Below are 16,428 nucleotides of genomic sequence, written 5' to 3' on the forward strand. Positions count from 1 at the left end.
TGGGTCTAGCGGCGGCGCTGCTGCATGCCGTAGACAAACACCACGGCAAAGCACAGCAACGGCAGCAGGTACGACAGCGCGGTGCTGTATCTGTCCGCCAGTGCCCCCATAAAGTAAGGCATGATGGCGCCGCCGACGATCGCCATGATCATAAAGGAACTGGCGCGTTTGGTGTGTTTACCCATATTTTTCACCCCCAGGGCGAAAATGGTCGGGAACATGATCGACATAAAGAAGAACACGCCAATCAGCGCCACCACCGAGATCCCATCGATACTGAGCATCACCACGCCGCACAGCAGAATATTGATCAGCGAGTAAAACATCAGCAGCGTGGCGGGTTTCACTCTGCCCATCAGCCAGGTGCTGAAGAAGCGCCCGATCATAAAACAAATCATGGCGATGGAGAGCAGGTAGGAGGCACTCTGGTTAGAAACATCGCTCCAGTGTTCGGTGGCGTAGTTAATGAAGAACGCCCCCACGCCGACCTGCGCCGCTACGTAGAAGAACTGGGTTATCACCCCGCCGACAAAGTGCTTGTGCTGCCACAACCCTTGCGCAATTTCACCCTGTTCCGGCTGCTCTTCCTCACGGATATCCGGCAGCCGGGTGCGGCTGAACAGCAAGGCAATCAGCAGCACCAGCACGGCGATCGCCACATAAGTCACCTTCACTGCGCTCTGATCACCGCCGCTTGCCCCCTGGGTGGCGGAGAAAAACAGCGTACCGCCGATCATCGGCCCGATGAACTGCCCCAGGCCGTTAAAAGACTGAGCGAGGTTGAGCCGCCGTTCCGCGCCCTGCGTATCGCCCAGCACCGTAGCGTAAGGGTTGGCCGCGGTTTCCAGGCAACCCAGGCCGCAGGCAATGACAAACAGCGCAAACAGGAAGGCGCCGAAGCTGTTGGCGGAGGCCGCCGGCACAAACAACAGAGCCCCCAGCGCATACAGACACAGCCCTACCAAAATGCCGGCCTTGTAACCTTTCTTATCCATAAAATAGCCAGCGGGCAACGCCACCAGGAAATAAGCGCCGAAATACGCCGCCTGCAATAATCCCGACTGCGCCTTGGTCACGTGCAGTGTTTCCTGAAAATGTTTATTTAATACGTCCAACAGGCCATACGACAGCCCCCACATAAAGAACAGGCTGGTGACCAGGATAAAGGCCCAGCGTACATTGGAGGTCGCCTTGACGCCCAGCTGTGGCGGGGCCGCACTTTTTTCAGCAAGCATTGATATATCCTCGGGTAGGGTAATGAGATGTTGTTATTGCTGTTGCAAAGAGAATATCCGCTCCATCGCCACCCATTTTTCGCCCTGCGGCGTCCAGGGGGTGGCCACCTGGTATTTCCACATCAGGGCTTCCCAGCGCTGCACATGGGGATTGTTCTGGCCGGCGGCGTCAAACCGTCCGGCATCGAACGCGGGGCTGACTTCAACGATCATGAACAGCCGGGTGCCCAGCCGGTAAATCTCCATATCCAGAATGCCGTGCTCGCGCAGATGTTCGGCAATTTCCGGCCAGACGCGTTGGTGGTGGCGCTGATACTCCTCAATCAGCGCCGGTGAATCGACCAGATCGAGCGCCTGGCAAAAGCGCTGCGGCAAACCCGCCGTGCCGCTCATGTGATCGCCCGATCAAGGTGCAAATAACCACCGTCCACCGACAGCCACTGCCCGGTGGTGTGCGACGATCGCGATGAGATCAAAAACACCGCGGTGTTGGCGATTTCCTGCGGCGTGGTCATCCGCTGTTCGAACGGAATGCGCGCGGTAATTTTCTCAAGCTGCTGCTCCGGCTGTTCGAAGGTATTGATCCAGCGCTGATACTGCGGCGTAATCACTTCCGCCGGTACGACGGCATTCACTCGCACGCCGTCGTGACGCAGCGACACCGCCCACTCGCGTGTCAACGCCAGTACCGCCCCCTTGGCGGCGGTATAACCGCTGGTGCCGCCCTGCCCGCTGAGTGCGGTTTTGGACGCGATGTTGACGATGGCCCCCTTGCTGCTTTGCAACGCCTGCTGGCACAGGTGCGCCATCAGATAGTAATGAATCAGGTTTTTCTCCAGCGATCCGACAAACGCCTCTCGCCCCGCTTCCAGCCCTACGCCGTCGTTCACCCCGGCGTTATTCACCAACCCGTCGAGGCGGCCGAAGGTTGCCAGGGTTTGCGCCACCGCTCGCCGGCAGTCGTTTTCTTCGCAAAGATCGGTGATGATCACGTCGCTTTGCGGCTGCAATCGGCGCAGTGCCGTCAGGAAATCCGCCTCCGGCTCCGCGTTGGTGACAATCACCGGAATCGCCCCTTCTTCCGCCAGCAGGCGGGAAATGGCGGCACCGATGCCGGAACCGCCGCCGGTGACGATCACCACTTTATCGTTCAGATACAAATCCATGACTCAACTCCGTTAATTCGTCGCTAACCCCTGGCCAGGCTGTAAACGCGGCTGGCAGTACCGCCCCAAATTGCCGCCTGCTGTGCAGGGCTCAGCGCGGCGACAGCCTGTTCGCACAGGTGATAAACCTGGCCGTAATCGCCGGCCAGCAGGCACACCGGCCAGTCGGAACCGAACATCAGCCGCTGCGGGCCGAATGCCTCCAGCGCCACCTCAAAAAACGGCAACAGCTGCTGCGCCTGCCAATCGCCGCCGGGCGCTTCGGTGATCAAGCCGGACAGCTTGCAGGCCACGTGGGGCAGCGCCGCCAGCGGTTTGATTTGCTGCGCCCAATGTTGCGCGCCACGGGCGATATCCGGCTTGCCGAGGTGATCCAGCACCAGCCAGTAATCGTCGTGCCGGGCGGCAAACTGCGCCGCAGCCGCCAGCTCCCGGTGGGTGACCAGAATGTCGTAGACATAACCGTGCCGCTGCAGCGTCTGCATGCCGCGCCTCACATCCTGCCGCTCCAGCCAGGCTGCCGGTTGCGGCTCATCCTGAACCAGATGACGCAGGCCGCGCAGCAGCGGCTGTTGGCGCAGTTCATCAAGCCGCTGCGGCAGTTGAGGCGAGGCAATGTCCAGCCAACCCACCACGCCGGATATGCCACGGCTTTGCTGCACCTGCGCCAGCAGCGTTTGGGTTTCCTGCTCGCACTGGCGGGCCTGCACCACCAGCGCGCCGTCGAAACCGTGGCGTTCCAGCAGCGGTCCGAGCTGCGCCGGGCCGTAGTCCTGGCGCAGCACCGCCATCTGTTCGCTAATCCACGGATACTCCTGCGACCGGTAGCGCCAGTAGTGTTGGTGAGCGTCGATACGCAGCATGCCGTGCTCCCGTTTCAACCGCGAAACCGATACTGTTCGATCGACGCAGGGTGCATCTCGATCGAATAGCCAGGGTGTTGCGGCGGCATGTAGGCCGCGCCCCTGATGTCGCAAGGATGAATAAAATGCTCATGCAGGTGGTCAACGTATTCGATTACTCGCCCGTCGTGGGTACCGGCGATGCACAGGTAATCGATCATCGACAGATGCTGCACGTATTCGCACAGCCCTACGCCACCGGCATGCGGGCACACCGGCAGGTTGTATTTCGCCGCCATCAACATCACCGCCAACACCTCGTTGACCCCGCCAAGGCGGCAGGCGTCGATCTGCACCACGTCAATCGCCCCGCGCATGATGAACTGCTTGAACATAATGCGGTTCTGGCACATCTCGCCGGTGGCGACCTTGACCGGATGGATCCCTTCGCGGATGCGGCGATGCCCCTCGACGTCGTCCGGGCTGGTCGGCTCTTCGATAAACCAGGGTTTGGCGAACGCCAGGTGCTTCACCCACGGGATGGCGTCGTTAACTTCCCACACCTGGTTGGCGTCGATCATCAGTTGGCGATCGGGACCGATCACCTCGCGGGCGATGCGCACGCGGCGGATATCGTCTTCCAGGTCGCGGCCCACTTTCAGCTTCAGGTAGGAGAAACCGGCGTCGACCGCTTCCTGACACAGCCGACGCAGCTTGTCGTCCGGGTAGCCCAGCCAGCCGGCGGAGGTGGTGTAGCACGGATAGCCTTCCTCCAGCAGCCGCGCCAGACGCTGTTCTTTGCCCTCGGCCCGCTGCTTCAGCAGGTTGAGCGCCTCCTGCGGCGTAATGCAGTCGGTGATGTAACGGAAATCGATGCAACGCACCAGCTCCTCCGGCGTCATCTCCGCCACCAGCCGCCACACCGGTTTGCCCACGGATTTGGCCCACAGATCCCATACCGCATTCACCACCGCCCCGGTCGCCAGGTGGATAGCGCCCTTGTCCGGCCCAATCCAGCGCAGTTGGCTGTCGCTGGTAAAGCGCCGCCAAAAAGCGCCCATATCGGCGGCGATCTCCTCAAGCCGGACGCCGACAATCTGATGCTCCAGCGCGCGGATCGCCGCGCAGCAGATCTCGTTGCCGCGGCCGATGGTAAAGGTCAGCCCGTGGCCGCTCAGATCGGCGTGGTCGGTCTCCAGGATCACGTAAGCCGCCGAATAGTCCGGATCCGGATTCATCGCGTCGGATCCGTCCAGCCCCAGCGAAGTGGGGAAACGAATATCTTCAACCCGCAGTGCGGTAATCGTCGTCATGATGCGGTTCCCCATCAGGCCTGTACGGTTGTTTGACGCTGTTCACCCAGTCCCTCGATGCCCAGACGCATCGTCTGCCCGGCCTTCAGGTAGACAGGATGCGGCTTCTGCCCCATGCCCACTCCCGGCGGTGTGCCGGTAGAGATCACGTCGCCCGACTGCAGGCTCATAAAGCGGCTCAGGTAGCTGATGATGTGCGGAATGCGGAAGATCATGGTGCTGGTGTTGCCGTCCTGATAGCGTTTGCCGTCCACTTCCAGCCACAGGTTCAGGCGGTGAGGGTCGGCAATTTCATCGGCGGTCACCAGCCAGGGGCCGGTGGGGCCGAAGGTGTCGCAACCCTTGCCCTTGTCCCAGGTGCCGCCGCGCTCAATCTGGAATTCACGCTCGGAAACGTCGTTAATGACGCAATAGCCGGCGACGTGGCGCAGGGCATCCTGCTCACTGATATAGCGCCCGCCCTGGCCGATGATCACGCCCAGTTCTACTTCCCAGTCGGTTTTGACCGAATCGCGCGGAATTTGCACATCGTCGTTTGGCCCCACTACCGCGCTGGTCCATTTGCTGAACACCACAGGTTCGCCGGGGATCGCAGCACCCGTTTCCGCCGCGTGATCGGCGTAATTGAGGCCAATGCAGATAAACTTGCCGATGTGGCCGACGCACGGCCCCAGGCGCGGTTGCCCCTCGACCAGCGGCAGTTGGTTGATATCCAGCGCACGCAGTTTTTCCAGTGACGCCGGCAGCAGCGCCTCACCGCTGACATCGGCGATATGCTGCGAAAGGTCGCGGATCTGGCCGTTATTGTCCAACACCCCCGGACGCTCCTGCCCCGGAACCCCATAGCGTAAAAGTTTCATAGATTCCTCAATCCTCCGTAGAAGCGCCTTCGACGACGCCGCAAAAAGTAAAAATCAGTTGCTCCAGCCGCCGTCGATAATCTGCACCGTGCCGGTGGTATAAGAACTGGCATCCGAGGCCAGATACAAAGCCAACTGGGCAATCTCGGCGGTAGTGCCGATGCGGCCAATCGGCTGGCGGGCGACAAACGCCTGATAAACCTCTTCCTCGCTGCGCCCCTGTTCACGCGCCTGCTCGGCAATGCGCTGGCGCAACGACGGCGACTCCACCGTGCCGGGGCAGATGGCGTTACAGCGAATGCCCTGGGTAACGTAATCCGCTGCCACCGAACGCGTCAGGCCGATCACCGCCGCCTTGGTGGTGCTGTAAGCAAAGCGGTTCGGCACCCCTTTCACGCTTGAGGCGACCGAAGACATATTGATAATCGAGCCGTTTTTACGCGCCAGCATCCCGGGCAGAAAAGCGCGGATCATGCGAAACATTGCCGTCACGTTTAGCTCGTTGGCGAACGCCCACTGCGCTTCGCTGCATTCCAAAATCGATCCGCTGTGCACCACGCCTGCGCAGTTAAACAGCACGTCGACTGGCCCGAGGGTTTCCGCCGCTGCGGCTATTGCGGCCGGATCGGTCACGTCAAGCGTCAGCGCCTGAATGCCGGGCAGCCCCTGCAGTTGGCCGATGTTGATATCGGTGGCGATCACTTCCGCGCCCGCCTCGGCGAACAGCCTGGCGGTGCTGAAACCGATACCCTGTCCGGCGGCAGTGATCAGCACGCGTTTCCCGGTTAAATTCATTTTTGCTCCCTCGGCCTAAAGGTCCAATGGTCAGGCCATTAAAGGCGATTAAAGGTCAGACCTTTAACATGACAAAAGACGCTTTACGCGTTATCGTTTGGTGAGAATGTAATGAGACACACTTAAAACAGCATTTTGATTAACCAACTTTTTACACTTGATTAACCATTACTCAAGCAGCTTGACGAATAACTGTGCGCTGAATCACTTATCGCTAAACAGCTCAAGGTAACCCATGCCCATCACTCGACTGGAAAACCCTCGTATTTACAGGCAGATAGCCGACCAACTAAAGCGGCTCATCGAGAACAATGAATTTCCCCCGGGCAGCCGCCTGCCGTCCGAACGGGATCTGGCCCAGCAGTTACAGGTCAGCCGCGCCTCGGTACGTGAGGCGCTGATCGCGCTGGAAGTGATTGGTCTGGTCGATGTGAAAGTCGGTAACGGAGTGATCGTGCGGGCGCAGGCACCGATTTTGGCCTCGCAGGAGCCGGTGATGGCGCAGGCCGGGCGCGACCAATGGGCGGAAATCGATGACGAACTGAATATCGAACTGGATTTTAACGCCGAGTTGCCGCCGTTCTCGCTGCTGCAAACCCGTTTGTTGATCGAACCGGAAACCGCCGCGCTGGCGGCGCGCCACGCCACCGACGAAGAGTTGGCGGGAATTCGGGCGGCCTACGAGCAAAACTGCCGCGATAACCGCGCCGGATCGGCCACCCATCCCGGCGACCGGCTGTTCCATATCCGCATTGCCCAGGCCAGCGGCAACCCGGCCTATGCGTTCGTCATCGGCCACCTGCTCGGCCACCGCTACGGCAGCATGTTCCGCGTGCTGCAGCGTCACTATACGCCGGAGGATATGCCGCACCGTTCAGAACAGGAACATAGGGCGATCCTGGAGGCGATCGAAGCGCGTGACGTGCGCGGCGCACGCAAGGCCATGAAAGCGCATCTGGATGAAGTGATCGCCATCTTTACCCGCGCGCAATAGGCCGTTTCGGCACGGCGGGGGCAAGGGTAAATATTTTGACGGACCGCTCTTTTTTCCACATGCAGCCGGGGCCAAGGCACATTACACTGGCAGCATATCGCACCCTATGGCTTTCAAGTTGCAGCGAGCGCAGGTAACAACGCCGCAGCCTGGAAGACGACGGGTATAGGCCGTGTCTCAATCACGCCACGGCCCGGGCCCTCTCCCTGCAGCCTTTTAACATGGATAACGATCGTTGAAGAACTCTTTCCGCGCTTCATTGCTGGCGTTGAGCCTGTGCGCTTCGCCACTGGCCGCTCAAGCTGCCGACCCGCAACTGGCCTCGCAAATCGTCGACCAGTATGCCGAACACATTTTCTTCAACAGCGGCGCCACCGGTATGGCGTTGGTGGTGATTGATAACAATCAGGTGGTTAACCGCAGCTTTGGCGATACCAAGCCGGGCAACGATCTGCGCCCGCGCCCGGATTCGCTGATCCGCATCGCCTCGATCACCAAGCTGATGACCAGCGAAGTGATGGTCAAAATGGCGGCGGAAGGCCGGGTCAAGCTGACCGATCCGCTGCGAAAATACGCCCCACCGGGCGCCTCCGTGCCGGCCTATAATTCGCGCCAACCCATCACCCTGCTGAGCCTGGCGACTCACACCAGCTCGCTGCCGCGCGAACAACCGGGCCAAAAACCGGCGAAAACGCCGGTGTTCACCTGGCCGACCAAGGCACAGCGCTGGCAGTGGCTCGAACACGCCAACGTCACCGTGCCGCCGGGCGTGCGCGCCGCCTATTCCAACCTGGCCTATGATCTGCTGGCAGATGCTTTATCGCGGGCGGCAAACAAACCCTACAGCGCCCTGCTGCGCGAAAAAATCACCGCGCCGCTCGGTATGGTCGACACCACCCTCACCCCCAGCGCCGAACAGTGCTCGCGCCTGATGGTGGCGGCTGCCGGGCCAAGCGCCTGTCGCGATACCACCGCAGCGGGCGGCAGCGGCGGGGTTTATTCCACCCCGCGCGACATGCAGCGCTGGATGCAACAGTTCCTCTCTTCCAACACCGCCGGCGCACGTAAATCGACGGCGGCCAGCGAACAAACCATGTACTTCCAGCGCAACGATCTGGTGTCGCTGAAAGGCATGGACGTGCCGGGTGAGGCAAGCGCGTTGGGATTGGGTTGGGTGTATATGGCACCGAAGGACGGCCTGCCGGGCATTATTCAGAAAACCGGCGGCGGCGGGGGTTTTATTACCTATATGGCGATGATCCCGCAGAAAAATATCGGCGTCTTCGTGGTGGTAACCCGCTCAGATCTGACCAAATTCACCAATATGAGCGATCCGGTTAACCGGCTGGTGGGGGATTTGGCGGCCAATAAAAGCTAGCGCCGCCGAGTGGATTTCGGGGCGAGCAGGCTCGCCCCACTAACACTCACGCCAGGATCATTTCGTGCATCACCGGGTGGAAGTTGCGTTTGAAGTAGATCAGACCGTTACCGGCGGCACTCACCAGGATCTGGCGGATCTGCACCAGATACACCTGGTGGGTGCCGATGCTCTGGATCTGCGCGATCTCCCCTTCCAGGCTGGCCAGCGTATTGCGCAGGACCGGCTGGCCCAACGGCCCACTTTGCCACTCCTCCAGTCGGAAGCGCTCCTCCATGCTGACGTCGGTCATGCCGGCGAAATGGCGTGCCATCAGCTCCTGCTCATGGTTCAGCACGTTGACGCACAGCCGCTGATTCTCCTGGAAGACCGGGTTCATCGCGCTGTTGCGGTTAATGCAAACCAGCAGTGTCGGCGGCGTATCGGTCACCGAGCAGACTGCGGTAGCGGTGATGCCGCAGCGCCCCGCCGGGCCATCGGTAGTCACAATATTCACCGCGGCAGACAGGCTGGCCATGGCGTCGCGAAACAGCAGACGGTGTTCATTTTCCTGAGACATACAACCCTCCTCCTGAATTACTTCAGCAGATTATCCAGCTGATTAATATCGCCATTGTTATGCAGGTGCGGCACTTTCCAGCCGTGCTGATCGTAATCGGACAGGCACTTGTCGACCATCTGCATCATCTGATCCATGGTGCCGGATCCTTGCGCGTGGCGCAGACACTGCAGGCGGATCTCATCCTGACTGCCGGCATAGTTGATCTCATACAGCTCATGACGGCCGCCGAACTCGCTGCCGATCGCATCCCACATCAGCTTGAGGATCTTGATGCGCTCAACATGATCCATTCCATCGGATCCGCGCACGTAGCGAGCCAGGTATTTGTCGATCTCCGGGTTGTTCATGTCGCGCACGCTGGACGGCAGATAAATCAGCCCGCTGGTAACGTTCTTCTCGATAATGTGCTTCACCTTGGTGTAGGCCATCGGTGCCATCACGCGGTAGGTCTGCAACGCGGCGGAATCCGGCAGATAGGCACCGTTTTCCCATTTTGTGGACTCCGCGCACATCGCATCGCTCAGCGACCAGAACAGGTTGCGCCAGGCTACCACTTCGCCAAGATCGGCCTGCACGCCGCGGAACTCCAGCACGCCGGTACAAGACAGGCTCTTTTGCAGCAGCGCGGTGATAAAGTCCATCTTCACCGCCAAACGCACGCAGGCCTGCAGCGGAAACAGCCGGGCGAAACCGCCCTGGGTGCTCCAGCGACGGCAGCGATCGAAATCGCGGTAGATCAGCACGTTTTCCCAGGGGATCAGCACGTGATCCATAATCAGGATCGCATCGTTCTCGTCAAAGCGGCTTGAGAGCGGGTAATCGAACGGCGATCCGGTCGCGCCGGCCACCAGCTCATAGGAGGCGCGGGAAATAAGTTTCACCCCTTCGGCCTCCATCGGCGCCACAAACATCAGCGCAAAGTCCGGGTTATCGCCCATCACCTGAGCGGAGCCGAAGCCGATAAAGTTGTAGTGGGTCAACGCCGAGTTGGTCGCTACCACCTTGGCGCCGCTGACGATAATGCCGGCGTCGGTCTCTTTCTCCACCTGGATGTAAACGTCTTTCACCTCGTTGACCGGCTTGTGGCGGTCAATCGGCGGATTGACGATAGCGTGGTTAAAGTACAGGCCGGTTTCCTGAATGCGCTTGTACCAGTGGCGGGCGTTATCGGCGAACTGGCCGTAAAACTCCGGATAAGCGCCCAGCGCGCAGCCGAAGGCTGCCTTGTAGTCCGGGGTGCGCCCCATCCAGCCGTAGGTCTGGCGCGACCAGTCGGCGATGGCGTCACGCTGCTGACGCATTTCTTCCGGGCTGCGGGCGTAGCGGAAGAACTTGTGGGTGTAGCCGCCGTTGCCGGTGTCGGTATTCCAGCACAGGCGATCCTGGCTGACCGGATCGTGCAGCGAGTCGTACAGTTGGCCGACCGAAGCCGCCGCATTGCGGAACGCCGGGTGGGTGGTGACATCCTTCACCCGCTCGCCGTAGATATAGATTTCGCGGCCGTCCTGCAGGCTTTTCAGGTATTCGGCGCCGGTGAACGGGCGTTTGCTGTCGGCACGAAAGTCTTCTGGTTTCATCGGGTGATCCTCGGCAATGGATGCGTTCTTTGTTAAAAAAATGTTTTCCTTTGGTTGCTTAATTGAAGCCCCCAACGCCGATTTCGAGAAGAGACTTTTGCGGCAATCGCCGGTACTTTTCAGGCAAATTGGCCGCCATCGCGGCGAATTGTGATCCAGGTTACGAAAGGGGATGTTGTGCGGCGCGGTAGGTCGAAGGCGAGCAGCCTTCCAGGCGATTGAAAAAACGGGCGAAGTAGGCCGGGTCCTTGAACCCGAGGCTGTAAGCGGTCTCATGCACGGTACAGGCGCTGAACAGCAGCATACGCTTGGCTTCGCGCAGCAGCCTGTCGAAGATCAGCCGTTTGGGGGGTTGGTTGGCGAAGCGGCGACACAGGTCGTTCAGCCGTGATTCGGTCACCCCCAGCGCCTGCGCGTAGTCCGGTACCGACAGATGATCGCGGAAGCGTTCATCCACCATTTTGTTGAAACGCTGGAACAATTTCAGCTCGCCGCGCACCCCGCCGGTGGCGGTATCCTCCAACGCGGCATTGCGCAGCAGCAGGGTAAACACCGCCTGCGCCAACAGCGCCAGCGTCTGCTCGCGGCCGGCCAGCTGCTGGCCGAATTCACGGCGGATCAATGCCCAGTAATGGCTCAGCGCCGTCAACTCCTGTGGGGCGTCCGCCATCGACAGACAGATGCCCGGCATATCGAGCGCCAGATTGCTGCCGGGGTACAGCCGTTCCAGCAGCGGCCAAATCAGCTCCTGGCGTACCGTCAGCACGTGGCCGTCACTGACCGGCTCGGTGAAGAACGCATGCGGTACCGAGGGCGGCGTCAGGATAAACAGCGGCGCCTGCACCGAATAGTGCTGGCTGTCCAGCTGCAATTCAATCTTGCCGGTCTCCAGAAAATGCACCTGGAAGAAACGGTCATGCCAGTGCACCTGCATGTCGCGGCCAAAAAACGCCGCCAGACCGGCAAAGGTTTCGTAGTGCACCTCATCGGCGGCGTAGCGCGCATCGTATTCTTTGCAGATGTCGATATTGGCGATAAAACCGGTACTTTTCTGCACATCATCCTCCCTCAGCGATGAGATCAGTGATAAGCCTTTTATCAGGCGTCATTGTCGCAGGCAGTTTGGCCATGGACAGCGCACAGGAACCCGAGCGTACACGCAGTACGTAAGGGTTCCGAGCACTGCCCCAGGCAAAAATGGCAAGTAAAATAGCCTAATATCAGGTTTATGGCGTGGCCCGCGGACGCGAGCCTTGCATCGGAATGCGCCAGACGATCAACGCCCCTATGACCAACAGCGCCGCCACGAAATACAGCCCGGCATTAAAACTGCCGGTAAGATCCTTAAACCAACCGATCAACAGCGGGCTGACCGCCGATCCTATATTGCCGGTGGCGTTGATCACTGCGATCCCTATCGCGCGCGCTTCCAGACTGATGGATTGATCCGGCGTGGTCCAGAAGATCGCCATCGCCGTGAAGGAACCCACCGAAGCCATGACGATCCCAAGCAGTTGGATCAGGCTGTGATCGGTGGCGGAAGCCAGCAACCAACCGGCGGCGGCAAACAGGTACGGCAGCGCGGTATGCCGCTTGCGCTCCTGCAGACGATCCGATCGTTTGCTCCACCACACCATGCCGGCGATGGTGCAGATCTGCGGGATCGCCGCCAGAATGCCGATCACGATATTGCTGCTGCCTTGATTGAAGCTCTGCAAGATCTGCGGCGTCCAGATGTTGATGGCGCTCAGGGTATTGGTCAGGCAAAAATAGGCCAGCGTGTACATCAGTACGATCGGGGTGAACACCTCACGCCACAGGCTGCGCTGCTGCATCGCCCGATTGCTGCGCGGCCCGTTGGGTTGCACCAGTTGCAGCTTGTCGGCGTCCATCATCGCCTTCAGGCTGGCTTTCTCTTCGTCGGTCAGCCATTTGGCCTTGGCCGGCGTATCGTCGAGATAGAACCACACCACCACGCCCAGCAACACCGAAGGAATGCCTTCCAGCAGGAACAGCCATTGCCAGCCCTTGAGGTTCATCACCCCGTCCAGCGCCAGAATGTAGCCCGATACCAGGGAACCGATAGCCATCGTCACCGGCATGGCTATCATAAACAGCGCGTTGGCGCGGGCGCGGTAAAACGCCGGGAACCAATAGGTGAGATACACCAGAATGCCGGGCAGGAAACCGGCTTCGGTGATGCCGACGATCATGCGCAGCACGTACAGGCTGGTCGGGCCGGTGGCGAACAACGTGCAGGTCGAAGCGATGCCCCACAGCACCATGATAGTCGCGATCCAGCGCCGCGCGCCGACGATCCCGAGCATGATATTGCTGGGAATGCCGAAGATCACATAGGTGACGTAAAACAGCGTCGCCGCCAGGCCAAACATGGTCGAACTGAGGCCGAGATCCTTGCCCATCGTCAGCCCGGCGAAACCGATGTTGATGCGGTCGAGGAAAGAGAAAACAAACAGCACAAACAGGAAAATAATCAGTCGCCGAAATAGCTTTTTAATCACCGATTGCTCGGCTGCGGTTAACGCTTTATGTTGCTGCGCCGGGTTGACCGGCGGCAGCGAATCGACGTGGTTCATGATTGCTCCGATTAATAAACGCTCGGGGATCGCGCTTCCGGTCTACCCTGCTTGAAGTCGCTCGCCAGCGATTCCGCCGCACGCGCCAGCAGAGTGGTGTCCACCCCAACGGCGACAAACAGCGCGCCGGACGCCAGATAACGCTGCGCCAGTTGCGGATCGGCCATCAGGATGCCCGGCGCTTTGCCGGCCGCACTGATACGCGCGATGGCGTCGTCAATGGTGCGTTGCACTTCCGGGTGCTTCGGGTTGCCGGCAAAACCCATGTCGGCGCTCAGATCCGCCGGGCCGATAAACACCCCGTCGACGCCTTCCACCTGCAGGATAGCGTCCAGATTTTTCACCGCCTCGCGGGTTTCGATCTGCACCAGCACGCACATCTGCGCATCGGCCTGCAGCAGATAATCCGGTACCCGATTCCAGCGCGAAGCCCGCGCCAGCGCACTGCCGACGCCACGTACGCCGTGCGGCGGATAGCGGGTGGCTCGCACCGCCTCGCGCGCTTGTTCGGCATTCTGAATCATCGGGATCAACAGGGTTTGCGCACCGACGTCCAGCAACTGTTTGATGATCACCGCATCGTTCCACGGCGGGCGCACCACCGGGTGACTGGGGTAAGGCGCTATCGCCTGCAACTGGCCCAGCACCGTCTGCACGTTGTTGGGCGCGTGTTCGCCGTCGATCAGCAACCAGTCGAAGCCGGCACCGGCCAACAGCTCCGCGCTGTAGCCGCTGCACAGACCCAACCACAGGCCAATCTGCGGGCGTTTTTCCTGCAATGCCTTCTTAAAAGAATTGGTTAACATCTCTTTCTCCGTGGTAAACGGGCACAGTGTGCAGCGCCCCAGCCCCTTGAAGCTCGGCCTGCCGAACCTGCCTGTTAAACGAACCGGCAGCTGATGCAGCCCATCGGGCCATAATCAACGTGAAAAGTGTCGCCGCGCCGCGCGGGCACCGGCCGGGTAAAGGAACCGCCGAGGATCACCTGGCCGGCCTCCAGCTCTACGTCATAAGGGAACAGTTTGTTGGCCAACCAGGCGACGCCGTTGGCCGGGTGGTTGAGCACCGCCGCCGCCACGCCGGACTCTTCGATTACCCCGTTGCGATACAACAACGCACTGATCCAACGCAGGTCCAGCGCGTCCGGTTTGATCGGCCGCCCGCCCATCACCACCCCGGCGTTAGCGGCATTATCGGAAATGGTGTCGAACACCTTGCGCGGCCTCTGAGTCTGCGGATCGACGTTATGGCTGCGCGCATCGATGATCTCCAGCGCCGGAATGATGTAATCGGTGGCGTTGTATACGTCGAACAGCGTGCAGTTCGGCCCGCGCAGCGGTTTGGCCAACACGAACGCCAGCTCCACCTCGACGCGCGGCACGATAAAACGATCGATCGGGATGTCGCTGCCGTCGTTGAAGAACATGTCGTCCAGCAGCGCGCCGAAATCCGGTTCGGTGATCTGCGAGCTGACCTGCATGGCGCGCGAGGTCAGGCCGATCTTATGGCCCTTCAACGTGCGGCCTTCGGCGATCTTCAGCGCCACCCACTGCCGCTGAATGGCATAAGCGTCCTCAAGGGTGATCTCGGGGTGATCCAGCGACAGCGCGCGGATCTGTTCGCGGCTCTGTTCCGCCTGGTGCAAGCGCTGCACGGCACGGCTAATCAGCTCTTTATCCAACATTTACGGCCCCTTACTCTTTGCGAAATAGCGCATGGACATTGTTTTGCTTGTAGTTCAGCACCGGATCCAGCTCTTCAAGGGTGAAGGACAGCGCCAGATAGCGGCTGGCCATCAACGCGGCAAAGTGTTGCTTAATCAGCGCAAACAGCATTTCCCCTACCTGTTCACGGCTCTCCAGGCTGCGGCCGTGGCCGATTTTCAACGTCATGTGCACGAAGGCGTAATCCTGCTTGCCGTCGGCCATTTGCCAGGTGTCCAGCCAGATGGCGCGGCTGCGTATCCCGGCCAGCGGGAAGATGCCGGTATCCGCCAGCGCCTGATTGACTTTGGCGAACAGCGCGGGCAAATCCGCCTCACGACGGAGGTTGTCGGTACATTCAGCGTAAAAATGGGGCATGGATGCTCCTCAGGCTTCGGTCGGCAGCGGGAACACGGCGTTGACCTGCCCGGTGCCGGAACTGGCGAACAGCGGGGTGACGAACTCCACCTTGCCGTCATACTTATCCCAACCCAGCAGGCCAAGCAGCATCACGGTGTCGTGCATGTTGCCTTCGCCGTAGCAGTAGTCGGCGTACTCCGGCAGCATTTCGCAAAATTCGCGGAACCGCCCTTCCTCCCACAGCTTGACGACCCGTTCGTCCATCTGCTGGTCAAACTGGCGGGTATAGCTGTTCATGCCCTCTTCGGCGCGCTGATCGTCGATAAAGCGGTGCGACAGCGAACCGCTGGCCAGCACCGCTACGGTGCCGTCGTATTTCTCGATGGCGGTTTTGATCGCCTCGCCCAGCCGACGGCTGTCGGCAAAGTCGTGCACCGTACAAAATGCCGAGATCGACACCACCTTGAAATGCTTGTCGCCGTTCATGTAGCGCATCGGGACCAGCGTGCCGTATTCCAGCTTCAGGCTCGGGATGTCATGCGCCTTGGCACGCACCCCCAGTTTGCAGGCTTCGTCGGCGATCATCTGGCCCAGTTCCGGGTTGCCGTCGTAGTCGTAGGTCATGTCGCGAATAAAATGCGGCAGCTCGTTGCTGGTATACAGGCCGGAGAAATGCGCGCTGCAATTGATGTGATAGGCGCTGTTCACCAGCCAGTGGGTATCGAACACGATGATGGTGTCGACGCCCATTTCGCGGCAGCGCGCACCGATCTCTTTATGACCGTCGATCGCCGCCTGGCGGCAACCGAAGTTTTTGCCAGGCATTTCCGACAGATACATCGACGGAACATGCGTAATCTTGGCGGCCAGAGCTAACTTGCCCATACATCCTCCTATCCCCTTCATCCTTGAAGCTGCATCTGTGTTGACTGCAAGCGCTCACCCCAGTCACTTACTTAAGTAAGCTCCTGGGGATTCCCGCTCTGGTCGCCTTGATGCAACGCCAATGATTTTGGGGATATTTTCAGTTTTAAAACATGGCGCTG

The 16,428-nt window shown here is 60.1% G+C and carries 17 protein-coding genes; 2 read left to right on the top strand and 15 right to left on the bottom strand.

Annotated elements, in window-relative coordinates:
* Nucleotides 1-5: 5 nt before the first annotated feature.
* The 7 genes from fucP to QZQ97_RS14850 are packed head-to-tail and all read right to left on the bottom strand — an operon-like array spanning nt 6 to nt 6,211.
* The gene (gene fucP / locus QZQ97_RS14820; RefSeq protein ID WP_311994087.1) at nt 6-1,235 is read right to left on the bottom strand and encodes an L-fucose:H+ symporter permease; all 1,230 of its coding nucleotides are present in this window, start codon (nt 1,233-1,235) and stop codon (nt 6-8) included.
* Between the two features lie 33 nt (nt 1,236-1,268).
* Complete coding sequence (locus QZQ97_RS14825) at nt 1,269-1,628, bottom strand: L-rhamnose mutarotase (protein ID WP_311994088.1); 360 nt, start codon at nt 1,626-1,628, stop codon at nt 1,269-1,271.
* A complete protein-coding gene (locus tag QZQ97_RS14830) occupies nt 1,625-2,401 on the bottom strand; it encodes an SDR family oxidoreductase (protein WP_311994089.1) in 777 nt (258 codons plus the stop codon). Before QZQ97_RS14830 ends, QZQ97_RS14825 begins: the two co-directional genes overlap by 4 nt.
* A gap of 23 nt (nt 2,402-2,424) precedes the next feature.
* Complete coding sequence (locus QZQ97_RS14835) at nt 2,425-3,264, bottom strand: amidohydrolase family protein (protein WP_311994090.1); 840 nt, start codon at nt 3,262-3,264, stop codon at nt 2,425-2,427.
* A gap of 14 nt (nt 3,265-3,278) precedes the next feature.
* Nucleotides 3,279-4,556: an L-fuconate dehydratase gene (locus QZQ97_RS14840; RefSeq protein WP_311994091.1), complete on the bottom strand. Its 1,278-nt coding sequence runs from the start codon at nt 4,554-4,556 to the stop codon at nt 3,279-3,281.
* 14 nt (nt 4,557-4,570) lie between these two features.
* Complete coding sequence (locus QZQ97_RS14845; RefSeq protein WP_311994092.1) at nt 4,571-5,416, bottom strand: fumarylacetoacetate hydrolase family protein; 846 nt, start codon at nt 5,414-5,416, stop codon at nt 4,571-4,573.
* Nucleotides 5,417-5,470: 54 nt separating this feature from the next.
* A complete protein-coding gene (locus QZQ97_RS14850) occupies nt 5,471-6,211 on the bottom strand; it encodes an SDR family oxidoreductase (RefSeq protein ID WP_062869541.1) in 741 nt (246 codons plus the stop codon).
* A gap of 235 nt (nt 6,212-6,446) precedes the next feature.
* On the opposite strand from QZQ97_RS14850, the gene QZQ97_RS14855 reads away from it, so the two are divergent.
* The gene (locus tag QZQ97_RS14855; RefSeq protein ID WP_311994093.1) at nt 6,447-7,205 is read left to right on the top strand and encodes a FadR/GntR family transcriptional regulator; all 759 of its coding nucleotides are present in this window, start codon (nt 6,447-6,449) and stop codon (nt 7,203-7,205) included.
* 235 nt (nt 7,206-7,440) lie between these two features.
* Nucleotides 7,441-8,583, top strand: coding sequence for a D-alanyl-D-alanine-carboxypeptidase/endopeptidase AmpH (gene ampH / locus QZQ97_RS14860; RefSeq protein WP_311994094.1), 1,143 nt, complete (start codon nt 7,441-7,443; stop codon nt 8,581-8,583).
* Between the two features lie 46 nt (nt 8,584-8,629).
* Here the strand turns inward: ampH and hpaC are convergent, their stop codons facing one another.
* The 8 genes from hpaC to hpaD all read right to left on the bottom strand — a co-directional run bounded on the left by hpaC (nt 8,630) and on the right by hpaD (nt 16,267).
* Nucleotides 8,630-9,142: a 4-hydroxyphenylacetate 3-monooxygenase, reductase component gene (gene hpaC / locus QZQ97_RS14865; RefSeq protein WP_311994095.1), complete on the bottom strand. Its 513-nt coding sequence runs from the start codon at nt 9,140-9,142 to the stop codon at nt 8,630-8,632.
* Between the two features lie 17 nt (nt 9,143-9,159).
* The gene (gene hpaB, locus QZQ97_RS14870; RefSeq protein ID WP_311994096.1) at nt 9,160-10,722 is read right to left on the bottom strand and encodes a 4-hydroxyphenylacetate 3-monooxygenase, oxygenase component; all 1,563 of its coding nucleotides are present in this window, start codon (nt 10,720-10,722) and stop codon (nt 9,160-9,162) included.
* 160 nt (nt 10,723-10,882) lie between these two features.
* Nucleotides 10,883-11,779 (bottom strand): 4-hydroxyphenylacetate catabolism regulatory protein HpaA, encoded by an 897-nt coding sequence (gene hpaA / locus QZQ97_RS14875; RefSeq protein WP_311994097.1) that lies wholly within the window; start codon nt 11,777-11,779, stop codon nt 10,883-10,885.
* 169 nt (nt 11,780-11,948) lie between these two features.
* Nucleotides 11,949-13,319, bottom strand: a complete 1,371-nt coding sequence (gene hpaX / locus QZQ97_RS14880; RefSeq protein ID WP_311994098.1) for a 4-hydroxyphenylacetate permease — start codon at nt 13,317-13,319, stop codon at nt 11,949-11,951.
* A gap of 11 nt (nt 13,320-13,330) precedes the next feature.
* Nucleotides 13,331-14,125 (bottom strand): 4-hydroxy-2-oxoheptanedioate aldolase, encoded by a 795-nt coding sequence (hpaI, locus tag QZQ97_RS14885; RefSeq protein ID WP_311994099.1) that lies wholly within the window; start codon nt 14,123-14,125, stop codon nt 13,331-13,333.
* A gap of 74 nt (nt 14,126-14,199) precedes the next feature.
* Complete coding sequence (gene hpaH / locus QZQ97_RS14890) at nt 14,200-15,003, bottom strand: 2-oxo-hept-4-ene-1,7-dioate hydratase (RefSeq protein WP_311994100.1); 804 nt, start codon at nt 15,001-15,003, stop codon at nt 14,200-14,202.
* A 10-nt stretch (nt 15,004-15,013) separates the two neighbouring features.
* Complete coding sequence (locus QZQ97_RS14895) at nt 15,014-15,400, bottom strand: 5-carboxymethyl-2-hydroxymuconate Delta-isomerase (protein ID WP_311994101.1); 387 nt, start codon at nt 15,398-15,400, stop codon at nt 15,014-15,016.
* A gap of 9 nt (nt 15,401-15,409) precedes the next feature.
* The gene (hpaD, locus tag QZQ97_RS14900; RefSeq protein ID WP_311994102.1) at nt 15,410-16,267 is read right to left on the bottom strand and encodes a 3,4-dihydroxyphenylacetate 2,3-dioxygenase; all 858 of its coding nucleotides are present in this window, start codon (nt 16,265-16,267) and stop codon (nt 15,410-15,412) included.
* Between the last annotated feature and the right edge of the window lie 161 nt (nt 16,268-16,428).

The organism is Serratia sp. root2 (assembly GCF_031931805.1).
Taxonomy (GTDB): Bacteria; Pseudomonadota; Gammaproteobacteria; order Enterobacterales; family Enterobacteriaceae; genus Serratia; species Serratia inhibens.